The following is a 14368-nucleotide window of genomic DNA, read 5'->3' on the forward strand; positions in this document are numbered from 1 at the left end:
TATATTTTAGTGCTCACTAGGAATTATATGAACATGAGTGTGGAAAACAACTTGTTTTGACTCAGGCTCATTATTTACTATCAACCTAAAACCTTTAACATTTAACTTTTTAATTTGTATTAATGCTAACTCTCTTGCTTTAATCATTAAATAACTTAAATCATCATCAGATATTGTTATTAAATTTCTAGAATAATTTTTAGGAACGACTAAAAAATGACCATTAGTTACAGGAAATTTATCTAAAAAAGCAATAATTTTTTCATCTTCATAAATGATTTCAGCTGGCAATTCTTTGTTAATTATTTTCAAAAATAATTTATCCATTTTTTTCTAATTTTCCTTTTTATTATCTTTATTGTCTTCTGTTGGTGTGAATATATCATCAATGTATTCTATTTTATAACCTTCATCTTCAAAAAAACTTAAAGCCTCATTAAATAATGAATTTTCATCAGCTAAATATAAAGAATGTATTAATTTAATTTTGTTTTCTTCGCTTTCTCATGGAGTTGAATTTAAAGAAAAGTAAATTTTATTTTTATTATTTTCAAGAATATTATTATTGTAAAGTGGAACTATTGGTAAAACATATGATGCAAATAATTTGTCTTGTTCTGAATCTCAATAACTAATAAAGTCAGGATATTGTGTTAACTCTTTTCCTTCTTCTGGTATTTGGATAGATTTATTAATTTTTGTACTATCTCAGCTTAAATTATTTACTCAATAATATCTAGAGTCTAAATTTTTTGAATCATTAGAATCTAAAGTCATTTTGATTAATACATCAATATTTTTGTCATTTTTATCTTTGGTCAAAATTCTATGAATTTCATATTTAACACCATCAACATCTTTTGGTTTAATAATTTCTAAATCATTTTTAGTTATGACTGAACTATCTTTATTTTTATCAAAATTTTCTTTTATTTGAACACTCAATTCTTTTTTGCCTTTTCATTTTAAAGCATTTATTAAATTGTTTTTTGATAAAATTAATTTTTCTTCATTATTTAAAAAACCACTTTTTATTTCAGGTAAACGCATTAAATCATTTAAAGAATAAGAAAAATCATATTTTCGTAAATTATTTTGATTGTATAAAATACCTTTATAACCATACAAATTTTTTAATTCAATTGAATCATTAATTTCAAAAAGTTCAAAATCTTTTGCTAATTTTGTTATTTCTAAATTTTGTGTTTTAGGACTTAAAAAATTATTAAAATCTTTTTCACTTGTTTCGCCATAAATTTTTATATTTCTTAAAGTTTTAGCTTTGTTTTGTTCATCTGATTCAAAATTTCAAACTTGAGCTACTTCTTTGTTTAAAAGTAAAGAAATTAAGAAGAAATCATTAGAAGTTAAACTAATATTTTCATAAATATTTTTATTTTTAGAATTATTGTTGTTTGTAGTATCAAAAACATTTTTATATTTCTTAGATTTTTCTATATTTTCTTTTTTCATTTTAGATAAATAATTTAAATTTAATAACATTTTATTAATATCATATTTAATATTACTATTATTCAATTTAAACAATAATCTAAAATCTTCTTGAGAAAATAATTTTTCTGGGCTTTTAATATTATTTATAAGTTTAATATAATCATCATTACTTAGAGCGTTATTTTTATTTAACTCTGAAATTATGTTTCAAGAATAATATGGATTCTTTTTTAAATTATATTTTTGATAAAAATCAAAAGCTTTTCAAGCATCTTTAAAATATGAACTTTCGCTTTTCTCAATTTCTTTTTCTAAGTCAACATCTTTACCATATCAATAATCTTTTAAAATTAATTCAACAGTTTTGTTTTCTAAATAGTTTTTAACTTCTGTTGATTTTAAATCTTGATTTTCTTTTTGTCTATCTATTGAAGTTACAACTTCACCACATGAATTAGCAATAAATGGAGTGAACAACAAACCAAAACTTAAATAAGTATAAATTTTTTTATTTTTTTTCATGTTATCCCCTTTTATTTTACTTTTAGTTTTTTTAATACACTTTCAAAAATTGCATCAATATCATTTTGGTCTTGTTTGTTTTCAAATTTTCATTCTTTGTTTGTTGCGTCAAAGATAAGATCAGAGCTAGAATTATTTTTCTTTATTTCTTCAAAGTGTTTATTAACTTTTTCAGCAATTTCAATAGCTTTTAAAACATAATATCCGCTAGCAAATTTATTTACATTATTTTCTAATGCTTCAATATATTTAGTTTTTTGTTCTTGTGTTTTATTAACTTGCAATTTATCTAAAATAACATTTTTAAATTCTGGCTCATTAATTAATTTTTTTATAATTAATTTATTTTGTTCTAATTCTTTGAATAAATTAGAAATATTTATACGTGCTTCATTTGTCTTATTAAATTTTGAATTTGCATCAATTAATAAATCATCTAAAATAATTTTTTTCAAATCATCTATTTTAGAAATACTTTTTTTGTTAAATAATATTAAACCTCTAGAATTGTATGTCATGTATAAATTATTTACATCATTTATTTTAAAAAGCATATTCATTTTTTTATCTTTAGGATTTAGAAAAGCTTCTTTAAATATTTTGCCAATTTCTTCCATATTTTCATTTGTTAACGAATTTATAAATTCAAAAATTAATTCATTTATTCCTTCTATTTCATTAGGATCTTTTCCTACCAAATCAGCTTCATTTACTATTAAGTTTTCTTTCCCATGTTTTTCAAAAATGTCTTTTTTAATTTTTTCTAAAATATCCTTACTGAAAACATTCTCTTTTTTTTGAATTTTAAATAAATCATCTAAAAAAGTAGTTGCAAAAGGTATGTCTTGCTCAAAAAACTGAAATAAATTTTTAAACTCCTGTTGACCTAAATTTGTAACATTTTTTTTGTTTGCATCTTTATTAATAGCACCTAACAAAATTTTGTCATTAGAATTTAAGGTTTTATCTTTAGATATAGCACCTTGGAAATTTTCTAATAAATTAAAAATACTTTTAGCTTCAAGGACTTTATTTTTTTCATCAAGTTTTGTTATTGAATAACCCAAAAGCTCTTTTAAGGTATCTTGTGAGATTTTTCAATTTTTATTTATATTTGTAGAATCAGGGACTATATTTAAAACAATTTGCGAAATGTCAAAAATTTCAAATTTATTTTTAAAAATAGCTTGATCCTCAAAATAAAATTCATTAATTAAATTAAAACCATTCATGTATTTTTTGACATAAGAATTTGTCATAAAAGCACTTATGTAAGATTCGTTCAAAATATTTTCTTGTTCTTTTGCAGTTTTTTCTTTATCAGTTTTTGATAATTCTGTTGCAGCTTTAGCATTCACTATTGATGATGAATCATTTGTGTCTTCAAGAACAATAATATCTTTAAATAATCTATCGCCTTTTTTGTAAATTATATTGTCTTTTTCATCTTTGATATCTTCACTTAAAACTCTGTATTTAACATCTTTTAGTTTAAAAGCTCTTTTAATTAATGGTTGAAACCTAGCTAATGCATGACCTTTAATTTCTTCTTGAACTAAAAATTCTACAGCTTCATCAATAGTAGATGCTTTGTTAAATTTAGGATCTGTTGCTAAAAATTTGTTAAATTCAGTTTCTCAATTGTCATAACCAAAAGTTTTTTGATATTGTAATTTGTGATCATTAACAATATTTTGTTTTTTAGCCTTTACATCTTCATAACTTGTTAATGTTACTTTGTAGGTATCATTGCTGCTTGTTTTATCTTTAACATATGATTTATCTCATGCTTTTTTAAATAATTTTTGTCCTTCTAATTCTTGTGAATACAAATAATTTATTAATTCTTTTTCAACTTTTTTGAATTCATCATTTTCAATTTTTGTGTTATTGTTTAAAACACCAAGTATTTCATTCATGTTAATTTTATTATTATTAATTTTTGCAATAACATCTTCTTTCTGTCTTGTGCTTTGAATAGTTTTTTTAGTGTTGATAACACCTAAAGGTACACCAATACCTGCTCCAAGTACAGCAGAGAAAACCAAGAGACCAAGTATAATTTTAATAATTTTTCTTCTTTTGATTTGTTGAGGAGTTAATTCTTTTTTCTTTTTATCTTTTTTTTCTATCTTTGAATTTAGTCTAGCAATTTTCTTTTTTCAACTTTCTTTTTTTGACATAATTATTACCTCTTATTTTGAAAATAAATTTTTAATTTATTATTAATTAAATTAAACTATAAAAATTTTACCAAAAAAAAGTTTTTTTGTTTCAATTATAGCATTATAATATAAAAATTATTGTTAATAAAATGGAGGAAAAATGTATAAAAAATTTTACAAAGGTATGATTGAAGTAATTACAGGTCCAATGTTTTCAGGTAAATCAGATGAATTGTTAAAAAGAATAAGAATTTTAAAATACGCAAATATTGAAACTTTAGTTATAAAACATAAATTTGATAAAAGATTCTCAGATGAAGAAATTATTTCAAGAACAGGTGCAAAAGTGAAAGCAAAGAGCGCTTCAAATATTGAAGAGATTAAAAAATTGTTTAATCCTAGAATACATCAAGCAATCGCCATTGACGAAGCGCAATTTTTTCAAAAAGATCTTGTTAATTTTATTAATGAAAAAGCAGATCAGGGAATAAGAATTATTGTAAGTGGGCTGGATATGGATTATCTAAGAAGACCTTTTGGGATTATGCCCCAAATTTTAGCTATCGCAGAACATATTACAAAATTACAAGCAATTTGTTTACAATGTAAAAAAGCAGCATCTACCACTTTTAGAAAAACAAAAAGTAATGCTTTAAAAGTTTTGGGAGATGTTGATGAATATGAGGCAAGATGCAGAAATTGTCATATTCAAAAGCAAAAATAGATAATTTTAACAATTAAAAACTTTTATAACCAAAACCCAATAGTAAAAACTATTTTTAACAATTTTTACTATTGGGTTTTTGACTATTTTAATTAAATCTAATTTTTGAGTTTTATTATTTTTCAATTTTAGTTAAATTTTTTTCAAAAGATTTTTCTTCATTTTTTTCAACAGAAGAATTGTTACGATTAATTAAAAATAAAATTTTATCATAAAGTTCTTCAGAAACTCATAATTTCAATTCTTCTAAATCTTGTTTAGTAAGATTAGTTTCACTATCTCAAGTTATTTTCTTTCTTGAATCAAGAATATCTCTAAAAGAACGATTAGTTAATGAATCATTTCAAACTCTATTTTTATTTTTATCTCCAAATCATTTTAATGCTTTCATTGTATTTTCTCCTTTACTATCTTTAATAAGTGGTTCATCTTTTGTTTTTGTAATAATATAATAGATACCATCAATATGAGATCAATCTAACTTTGTAGGTTTTGTTTTACCTCATTTTCTCAAAAAGCCTCAAGAATCTTTTGAATATTTAGGTTTAAGATTTGGTTCTATATATCATAAAGAACATTAAAATTATTGTCTACATATAACACTGACTCTTGTTTTGTTATTATTAAAGCTTCTCACAATTTTTGAGATATATTGTCAGGATGACTTTTTATATAAAAAGAGCTTTCTTCATGTCCTTCATATGAATCCATTACTTTTTTTGCTCCACGTAATGCTTTATTTTTATTAAAATCTTCTTGTATCTTATTCTTTAAATACGCAGGTATTCTATATTTACCTGACCCATTCTCTAAACTAAAGAATAAAGATTTTTTAAGTTATTGTCAGGGATAGTTGATTGATCTTCATCTAATAAGTTTTGTTTTTGAGTATTTAAAAGATTTCATAATTTACCTGATAATTTCAAATCTCCAACCCCTTCCTCTCTTTTATATTATAAAAGATTTTTTAAATATCATATGCCTCACTATACATAATGTTAACAAGATCGTTTTTATCACTTTCTGCATAAGTTATAAAAGCATCATCAATTTTGTTTTTTGAAACAGAAAAATTAATTATTAAACCATGAAGTTTATTTTTTTATAAATTCTATTAGTTCTTGAAAAAACTTGAATTAAATTGTGATTAAATAATTGCTTATTTTTATAAAGGGTATTAGTTTTAGATGAATCATAACCTGTTAAAAGCATATCTACAACCAAGACAATATCAATGCCATCTTTAGTGGGTTCGTAAATATTGAACATAATTAATATATTTATCAAAATTTATTTCATCCAAAAATGTTTTAAATCTTTAATTGCTTCAAAAGCAAAAATAAATTAATAAATTTTTGAATTTAACCACATTGAATTAATTGAAAAAATATATTATTTCAATATTAAATTAAAAAACAAAAATATTTTTCCTATTTTTTTACTTTTTTTAAAAATAAAATTATATTTTTTATATTTAAAAATATGATAAAAAAAATGTTAAAAAATTCGCTTCTTTTATTTGTGTTTTTTTTGTTTTTATTTGTAGGATCTAGTGCGCAAACACAAGATAATGTAAAAACACAAATAATAAATTATGACAAGTTTAAAAGTGCAATAAATTTTATAAACATTAAAAAAACCAAAATTAATGTTAAAACAGAAAAATTAGCTATTTTTTATGATAAAACCAAATACCCAGATCAAAGTGAACATATAATTAATGAAAAAATAATTTTTTTAAAAAAACTTTTTAATTTTTTAAATGAAAAAATTGAAATAATTTTTTTACCTTTTAATAATGTAGTGGAATATGGAAACCAAATTTTAAAAATTAAAGAACAAAATATACAATATATTTTTCATATTTATAATGATATTCCAAATTCTAAAAATATTAATGAAGCACTTCTATGCCTTTCGCTTTTAAATGAATTAACAATAAAAAATAATATAATTAATTTTGCACCTTGATCCGAGGAAGAAACATTATTAAATAATTTTGCAAATTTTTTCACTATATCACCTTTAGATACATCAAAAATACTAAATAATGAAAACAAAATAAAAACAACTAAAGTTGTATTAAATAAACAAAATAAATATAGGAATTTTTTTCAAAAAAACTCTCCAGATATAGTTGTTTATATTAAAGATGTTATAGATGATAAAATAGATAACTCATTAGAACCTAAAATTTATGCTTCAATATTTTTTATCACTTCTTTTTTTGATTTTTTAGTATATGGAGAAAATGATCAAGTAATAAATAAAAATTTTAAAATTCTTAATTCTTTTTTATTAGGAACTAAAAAACATGCTTTTTTTAGTGAGAAAAATTTTAACAATAAGTATATAAAAATTGGTTCTGGTATTTTAGATTATGAAGAATCTTGAAATATATTTAAAAATTCTGGATTTATTAATTTAAAAATTGATCACAAAAAAGAAAACAATGTTTTATTAGAAAAAGAATTTTTTTTAAATAGTGGTGATAACTTAAATGTAAATGCAATTTGAAATTTAAATTTTATAGATTTTAATACAAATCCTTTAACAAAAGCAGAAATTATTAATGAAAGTTTATTGATAGCATCAGAAGCATTTATTTCACCATTGATTCCACTTATTTTGCTCGAAAAACATATAAATTTTTTTAAAAATACAAATTATAATTTTTTTCAAAAACAAAAAGAGTCAAATAATATAGATTTAGTTCTTGAATATCTAGATAATACATGAAAGCAGGTTGATATTTCAGATTCAATAACTAAAAATTATGAAGAAATTAATTTTAAAGCAAAATTTTCTGGCAAATATAGAATAAAACTTATAAAAAAAACTAATTTGGAATTAATAAGTGATGTAAATTTAAATTTTGTGCATAAAAAAAACTTCAGTAAAGAAGTTTAATTTTTAATGACAAGGTCCTGTACCATGTCTATGCATACCAATAGGACAAGGTTCAAGCGCAGGCGGAACAACCACAGCATTCCCAGCTATTTCATTGATTTTATGTGTCATATCCACATCATCATGTGTATGGAAAGCTAAAAGCATTAAAGTCAAGAGTATTCCTATACCAAAAAATAATAAAGCTAAATATCATTCTTTTTGTTCGCTATTTCTTAAATGGATAAACTCTGGAACTAATTCTATGATAACTGCAAAAGCTAAAATAGACCCACCAAATGAATTAACAAAAGGTAAAATTCATCCTGTTTCTCTTAAAAATTTATTTAAAAAAGAACCAACAATCATAATAGGAATAATTAAAGCTATTGTTAAAATATTATAAATAACTGTTTTTTTAATAGTTTGTCCATATTGTATTTGTCTATAGTGAACAATCAAAATCTCTATAGCAATATGAATATTAAAAGTAATAACTAATCCATAATTTAATTCTTTACCTTCTGACATCCTTGCTACTGTAGCCCCTAAAATAAAACCATCAATTGTTCTATGAGAAAGCAAAAGTAAAATAGCTAATCAAGCTGCTTTAGGATTGTCAATATCATTAAAATTAAAAATATGATCATGATGCCCATGTTCTTCGTGATTTTTGTGTTTTTCAATTTGAAAACGCTTCACAAATAAATATCTAATTGCAAAAAATACTGCCACACCTAAAACACTACCACCTGTAACAAGCCCAGCTTGAATAAGTTGTTCATATACTGGGTTAGCATGTGGGTCAATATTTCTTAACTCTAAAAATGTATGTGCAAATTTTTCACTCTCTTCAAAAGCTTCTTTAAGTAAACCTGTTGTTGCAATCATTAATAAAATTCCTGAGCTAAAAGCATATAAATAAATATTAGTGGTTTTTTTAATTTTTGGTTTTACAAAAGCAACAATCAAAGCTAATAAAGCAGGAAATGTTAATAAAATAAAAATATAAATAATTAAATTTAAAGAAATGGCCGCATATAAGTTATCATTAAATTGATTTTTTGTAAATGGAAACATTTATTTTTTTCTTCTTTCTACGCATACTATTCATATACAAACATTATTATATATAAAAAACATTATAATAAAATAAAAAAATATTATTTTTTGATAAATTATTATATAATTTTTTAATAAATGAATAAAATAGATGTTTTGTTTTTAGATTTAGATGGTACTTTATTAGACACTGGTGTTGGACAGTGAGCTAAAATTAGTAAAAATAATCAAGAAGCTGTTTGCAATTTTTCCAAAATTGGAAAAGTTGTTATTTCAACTGGTCGTTCTTTTACATGACATGTTAGAAAAATTGCTGAATCAGTTAATGCAAGTTTTCTTGTTTGCCAAAATGGATCTTTAATTTATGATAAAAATTTTCATAAAATTAAAGATAAAAAGATTTCTTCATCAGTTGTTGATTCTATTTTTCAAATAGCTAAACAATTTAAAGCATCTATTGTGGCTAACTCTTCTTTTTTTATTTATGGTCCATTTTTTTGGAATCGTTTTTTTTCTATTTTTAGTTCATTTAAAGCTAAAAAATACACAGATTTTAAACCTTATGAGACTAATAAAATTTTATTAATTCACAAAAGTCAAAAAAAAATTAATAAAATTTTTTCTGAAATTAAAAAACATTTTAAAGATGAAGTTTCAGTTGAAATTGTTGGTAAAAATTGAGCTATAGAGATAACAAGAAAAGATTGTTCAAAAGGAATTGCTGCGAAAGAAATTGCTAAAATTTTAAATGTAGATTTAAAAAATACTATTCACATTGGTGATTCAATGAATGATTCTTCAACAAAGAATATTGTTGGAAAATTAATAGCTGTAAAATCAGGATCAAAAAAATTGAAAAAAATTGCTGATGAAATAGGCCCTAAAAGGCGTAATGCAGGTATTGCAAAGATTATAAAGAAATTTATTTAAACATTTTTTTGTTTATAATATAATTATTTAAAAAAAATGGCACCATAGCCAAACGGCCAAGGCATGGGTCTGCAACACCCTGATTACCGGTTCGAATCCGGTTGGTGCCTCCAATATGCGTCCGTAGCTCAATAGGACAGAGTGTTTGGTTACGGCCCAAAAGGTTGAGGGTTCGACTCCTTCCGGGCGCGCCATTTCAAATTGACCGATGGAAAGTATTTTTTTATACTTTCCATTTTTTAAAATATAATAATTTTGTTAAAAAAGAGGTGCTATGGGAAAAATTGTTAATTTAAATGTTCATACAGAATACAGTTTCTTAGAATCAACTATAAAAATTGATAAATTATTTGATTATGCAAAGCAAAATAATATAAAAACTATTGTTATTACAGATAGAAATAATATGTTTGCTTTACCAAAATTTTTAAAAAAAGCAAAAGAATTTAATATTAAACCAATTATTGGAGTTGATTTGGATGTAGAAAATTATCGTTTTATTTTATTAGCTAAAAATTATCAAGGTTATCAATTTTTAGCTAAACTAGTTTCTAAAAAAAATAATAACAATGTAATTAGTTTATTAGAAATTGAAAATGATAATATTTTTATAATAGATCATCCTGATTATGGTATTTATGCAAAAAACAATCAACTGTTAAATTATAAAAATTTTTATATTTCAACAAATGATGAAAGTGTAGAAAATTCTATTTATGTTAATGAAACTAAAATTTTAACATTAGATGAATATGATGCTCTTGAAACATTAAAATCTATTTCTAAAAAAGATTTTAATACTAAAAAATATTTAGCTTTTGCTTTAAATGAAAATGTTTCTGAAATAGTTTCAAAAAGAATAAATAACATTATTAATCAAATTAATGTTATTTTTCCTGAAAGACCAAATTTTTTACCAAAATTTAAAAATAATGAAAATTTAACTTCTGAACAATATTTAAAAAAAATAATATTTGAAAAATTAAAAGAAAAAGAAATTGAACTAAAAAAATACAAAGATTCAATACAAAGAATTAATTATGAGTTTAATATAATTAAAAATCTTAAATTTGCTGATTATTTTTTAATAATTTGAGATTTAATTAAGTGATCCAAAGAACAAAATATTTTAGTTGGACCAGGACGTGGGAGTGTATCAGGCTCATTAATTGCTTTTGTTTTGAATATAACTGAAGTAAATCCATTGAAATATGGATTGTATTTTGAAAGATTTTTAAATCCTGAAAGAATTACTATGCCTGATATAGATATTGATATTGCAGACAACAGAAGAGAAGAAGTATTGCAATATTTAAGTGATAAATATGGTTTTAAAAATTTTTCTTCTATTATTACTTTTCAATCTTTAGGTGCAAAAATGGCAATTCGAGATGTTGCAAGAATTCACAATGTTCCTATTACTGAAGTAAATGAATTAACTAAAAGGATGTTTGATGATACTACCACATTAAAACAAACATATGAAAATAGTCCGAAATTTAAAGCAAAAATAGATTCAAATCCTTTATATCAAAAAATTTATCAAATGGCTAAAAAAATCGAAGGTTTACCAAGGCAATTTGGAACTCATGCTGCTGGGATTGTACTTTCTAGTGAAGAAATAGAAAACATAGTACCTACTATTTTAAATGATAAAGGCTATTTAGAGACACAATTTTCAATGGAGTATCTTGAAGATTTTGGATTACTAAAAATAGATATTTTGGCTTTAAAAAATTTATCAATTGTTCAAGAAATTATAGAATTTATTAATAACTCAACCAATTTAAAACTTGAGTTTAAAGATATCCCATTGTATGATGTTCAAACTAATATTCTTTTGTCAAAAGGCCAAACTACAGGTATTTTTCAATTAGAATCTCCAGGAATGAAAAATACATTAAAAAAAGTAGGTATTAGTTCACTCGACGACTTAGCTAGTGTGATTTCGCTTTTTAGGCCAGGACCTATGGAAAATATTTCTGAATATGTTAAAAGAAAACAAGGTGCTTTTATACCTAAAATTTCAAAAGTTTATGATGATATTTTATCATCTACATATGGAATAATTGTTTATCAAGAACAAATTATGGAAATTTGTCAAAAAATAGCTAATTTATCTTTTGCTGAGGCTGATATTTTTAGAAAAGCTATCTCTAAAAAAGATTATAACAATATGCATAAGTTGAAAACACAATTTATAAATAATGCTATAAAACAAAATTATAGTGAAAACCTTGTTACCAAAATATTTAAATCTATTGAATATTTTGCTGAATATGGTTTTAACAAAGCACATGCTGTTGCTTATGCTGTTTTAGCATATAAAATGGCATATTTAAAAACTAAATATCCTTTATTTTTTTTCAGTTCCTTGATAAATAATGCTCGGGGTTCTCATGATGTAATTAAAAAATATGTAGCTGAAGCAAATGAATACAATATTGAAATTTTACCTCCCTCTATAAATGTTTTTGATTCTATTTCTGATTTACCGATTATTGAAGATAATAAAATTTATTTACCTTTAATTATGATTAAAGGTTTAGGTAATGTAGCAACTCAAAAACTTTTAAAAATTAGAAGTGAAAAACCTTTTGATGATTTGATAGACTTTTTAATTCGTATGAATGAAAATAAAATTAGCAAATCAATAATTAAAATTTTAATTGAATCAAATGCATTGCGTGAATTTGGTAGTCAACAAAAAATTAAATCCATTTTTAATGCTTTTAATGTTGAAAATAATATTTATGATTTTGATAAAAATAATAGTTTAATAAAAGAAATTGTAGATAATTTTGCTGAAAAAATTGATGGTTTTGAAAATAAAGATGATATAGAAGAAATACAAAAAAATGAATTAAATTATTTAGGAATTATTTTTACAAAAGCAGCTAAAAAATCATTTGAAGGCGAAATAAGATTAGCTGATATGAGACAAGGCAATAAATATGTTTTGCCTTTACAAGTACTAAAAATTTCACCATTTTATGATAAAAAACACCAATTGATGGCAAAAATAGAATTATCAGATAGTTCAAAGCAAATTTCAGCATTTATTTTTAGTAGTTATTGAAAAAATATAGAAAACAAGATTAAAATAAATAAAATTTATGAATTTGAAATATTAAAAAACACAAGAGGTTATTCAATTTATAAATTAATAAAGGAAATTTATGAAAAATAGAATTTTATTAATAGATGCAAATTTACTTTTATTTAAGTCTTTTTATGCTAGTTCTGGAACTAAATACACTTTGATGAAATCTGATAGTGGAATACCAACATATGCAATTAATACTTTTTTTTATTCATTATTTAATGTAATAGAGATCATGAATCCTACCCACATTTATTTAGCTTTTGATTCAAAAGAAAAAACATATAGACATAATTTAAATAGTGATTATAAAGCTAATAGAAAATCACCACCTGAAGAATTATTAATTCAATTTGATTGAATTAAAAAAATATTAAAAAAACTTCAAATTGTTTATGAAAATATACCACATTTTGAAGCTGATGATTTAATAGCAACATTTAGCAATAAATTAAAAGATAATAATGAAATTATAGTTTGATCTGATGATAAAGATCTTTTGCAGTTGGTTTCTGAAAATGTTTCGATTTTATGTAAAGTTAAAAATAATTTTTTGTTAAAAAATATTGAAAATTTTGAAAAATTAGAAAATTTAAAACCTACACAAATAGTGGATTTTAAGGCTATTGCTGGAGATAATTCAGATAATTTAAAAGGTGTTGTAGGTATTGGAGAAATAACAGCGAAAAAATTACTTTTGCAATATCAAACACTTGACAATATTTATGCTTCTCTTGACAAATTAAGTGCTTCCATCCAAAATAAATTTATTGAATCAAAAAAAAATGCATATTTATGTAAAAAAATAACTGAATTATTGTTTAATGCACCTAGTAAACATAATTTAAACTCTATTAAATTAAATATTTCTTTTTCTGATGATGCTCAAAAAATTTTATCTTATTTAAATTTAAAAAAATTGATATTTAGAATAAGGAAATTCATTGATGATAGCAATAACAGGTAAATATGGTTCTGGAAAAACCACATTTTTAAAAAAAATTGCAAGTTATGGTTACAAAGTTTTGAATTGCGATGAATTTATTACAAAATGTTACCAAAAAAATAACTTGTGTTATTTAAAAATAAAAGAAACATTAGGAAATGATTTTGTTAATGAAAAACATGTTTTAAAAGATAAACTTCGAGAATTTATTGTTGAAAAACCTGATAATATTAATATTATTGAAAAATTAGTTTATCCCATTTTAGAACAACATTTAATTCAAAATACATATGATTTTGTTGAAATAGCAAATATCCAAGGTAAAAATATTGATTTCAGTAAATATTTTACTAAAATATATGTCTTAGTAACACCTGAAAAACAAAGACAACAAAACATTCAAAATAAGAATGTTGATAAATTAGTTAAAAATATAAATAACTCATTAAATATTGGAAATGTAGGCAAAAAAACTGTTAATATTTTGTGGGAAGATATTAATAAAACTGGTTTTTTTGAAACATTTTTTAAAAATGCTTTTGACTTGTAATAAAATTATGACACATAGTTTT

13 protein-coding genes and 2 tRNA genes are annotated in these 14368 nt (G+C 22.5%); 8 read left to right on the forward strand and 7 right to left on the reverse strand.

The annotated features are described in order from the left end of the window. Positions 1 to 6 precede the first annotated feature (6 nt). The 3 genes from hinT to EXC65_RS03295 are packed head-to-tail and all read right to left on the reverse strand — an operon-like array spanning position 7 to position 4160. A complete protein-coding gene (gene hinT, locus EXC65_RS03285; RefSeq protein WP_129720067.1) occupies positions 7 to 327 on the reverse strand; it encodes a histidine triad protein HinT in 321 nt (106 codons plus the stop codon). Positions 328 to 333: 6 nt separating this feature from the next. Then, the gene (locus EXC65_RS03290; RefSeq protein WP_129720068.1) at positions 334 to 1977 is read right to left on the reverse strand and encodes a HinT-interacting membrane complex lipoprotein P60; all 1644 of its coding nucleotides are present in this window, start codon (positions 1975 to 1977) and stop codon (positions 334 to 336) included. 11 nt (positions 1978 to 1988) lie between these two features. Then, positions 1989 to 4160 carry a HinT-interacting membrane complex protein P80 gene (locus EXC65_RS03295; RefSeq protein WP_129720069.1) on the reverse strand — a complete coding sequence of 724 codons (2172 nt, stop codon included), beginning with the start codon at positions 4158 to 4160 and terminating at the stop codon, positions 1989 to 1991. Positions 4161 to 4302: 142 nt separating this feature from the next. On the opposite strand from EXC65_RS03295, the gene EXC65_RS03300 reads away from it, so the two are divergent. Beyond that, positions 4303 to 4866 carry a thymidine kinase gene (locus tag EXC65_RS03300; protein ID WP_129720070.1) on the forward strand — a complete coding sequence of 188 codons (564 nt, stop codon included), beginning with the start codon at positions 4303 to 4305 and terminating at the stop codon, positions 4864 to 4866. Positions 4867 to 4981: 115 nt separating this feature from the next. Here EXC65_RS03300 and EXC65_RS03305 read toward each other — a convergent pair whose 3' ends face one another. The 3 genes from EXC65_RS03305 to EXC65_RS03310 form a co-directional block, all read right to left on the reverse strand. Further along, positions 4982 to 5380 carry a hypothetical protein gene (locus tag EXC65_RS03305; protein ID WP_129720071.1) on the reverse strand — a complete coding sequence of 133 codons (399 nt, stop codon included), beginning with the start codon at positions 5378 to 5380 and terminating at the stop codon, positions 4982 to 4984. Between the two features lie 44 nt (positions 5381 to 5424). Then, complete coding sequence (locus EXC65_RS04480) at positions 5425 to 5577, reverse strand: hypothetical protein (protein ID WP_165001346.1); 153 nt, start codon at positions 5575 to 5577, stop codon at positions 5425 to 5427. 369 nt (positions 5578 to 5946) lie between these two features. Next, positions 5947 to 6135, reverse strand: a complete 189-nt coding sequence (locus tag EXC65_RS03310) for a type I restriction enzyme subunit R domain-containing protein (protein ID WP_165001347.1) — start codon at positions 6133 to 6135, stop codon at positions 5947 to 5949. Positions 6136 to 6360: 225 nt separating this feature from the next. Here EXC65_RS03310 and EXC65_RS03315 point away from each other — a divergent pair, with 225 nt between their 5' ends. Continuing rightward, entirely contained in the window at positions 6361 to 7776 is a 1416-nt protein-coding gene (locus EXC65_RS03315) for a hypothetical protein (RefSeq protein WP_129720073.1), read from the forward strand. A gap of 3 nt (positions 7777 to 7779) precedes the next feature. On the opposite strand, the gene EXC65_RS03320 is transcribed toward EXC65_RS03315, so the two are convergent. Next, positions 7780 to 8835 (reverse strand): ZIP family metal transporter, encoded by a 1056-nt coding sequence (locus EXC65_RS03320; protein ID WP_232018837.1) that lies wholly within the window; start codon positions 8833 to 8835, stop codon positions 7780 to 7782. A gap of 120 nt (positions 8836 to 8955) precedes the next feature. On the opposite strand from EXC65_RS03320, the gene EXC65_RS03325 reads away from it, so the two are divergent. The 6 genes from EXC65_RS03325 to coaE all read left to right on the forward strand — a co-directional run bounded on the left by EXC65_RS03325 (position 8956) and on the right by coaE (position 14346). Next, on the forward strand, positions 8956 to 9747 hold the full coding sequence (locus EXC65_RS03325; RefSeq protein ID WP_129720074.1) for a Cof-type HAD-IIB family hydrolase: 792 nt from the start codon (positions 8956 to 8958) through the stop codon (positions 9745 to 9747). A 38-nt stretch (positions 9748 to 9785) separates the two neighbouring features. Continuing rightward, positions 9786 to 9860, forward strand: a tRNA-Cys gene (locus EXC65_RS03330). Between the two features lie 4 nt (positions 9861 to 9864). Continuing rightward, positions 9865 to 9941, forward strand: a tRNA-Arg gene (locus EXC65_RS03335). Positions 9942 to 10021: 80 nt separating this feature from the next. Continuing rightward, the gene (gene dnaE, locus EXC65_RS03340; RefSeq protein ID WP_129720075.1) at positions 10022 to 12937 is read left to right on the forward strand and encodes a DNA polymerase III subunit alpha; all 2916 of its coding nucleotides are present in this window, start codon (positions 10022 to 10024) and stop codon (positions 12935 to 12937) included. Beyond that, entirely contained in the window at positions 12927 to 13817 is an 891-nt protein-coding gene (locus EXC65_RS03345) for a 5'-3' exonuclease (RefSeq protein ID WP_129720076.1), read from the forward strand. Before dnaE ends, EXC65_RS03345 begins: the two co-directional genes overlap by 11 nt. Next, positions 13798 to 14346 (forward strand): dephospho-CoA kinase, encoded by a 549-nt coding sequence (gene coaE, locus EXC65_RS03350; protein ID WP_129720077.1) that lies wholly within the window; start codon positions 13798 to 13800, stop codon positions 14344 to 14346. Before EXC65_RS03345 ends, coaE begins: the two co-directional genes overlap by 20 nt. Positions 14347 to 14368: the final 22 nt, after the last annotated feature.

It is taken from the genome of Mesomycoplasma neurolyticum (assembly GCF_900660485.1).
In the GTDB taxonomy this organism is placed as follows: domain Bacteria; phylum Bacillota_I; class Bacilli_A; order Mycoplasmatales; family Metamycoplasmataceae; genus Mesomycoplasma_A; species Mesomycoplasma_A neurolyticum.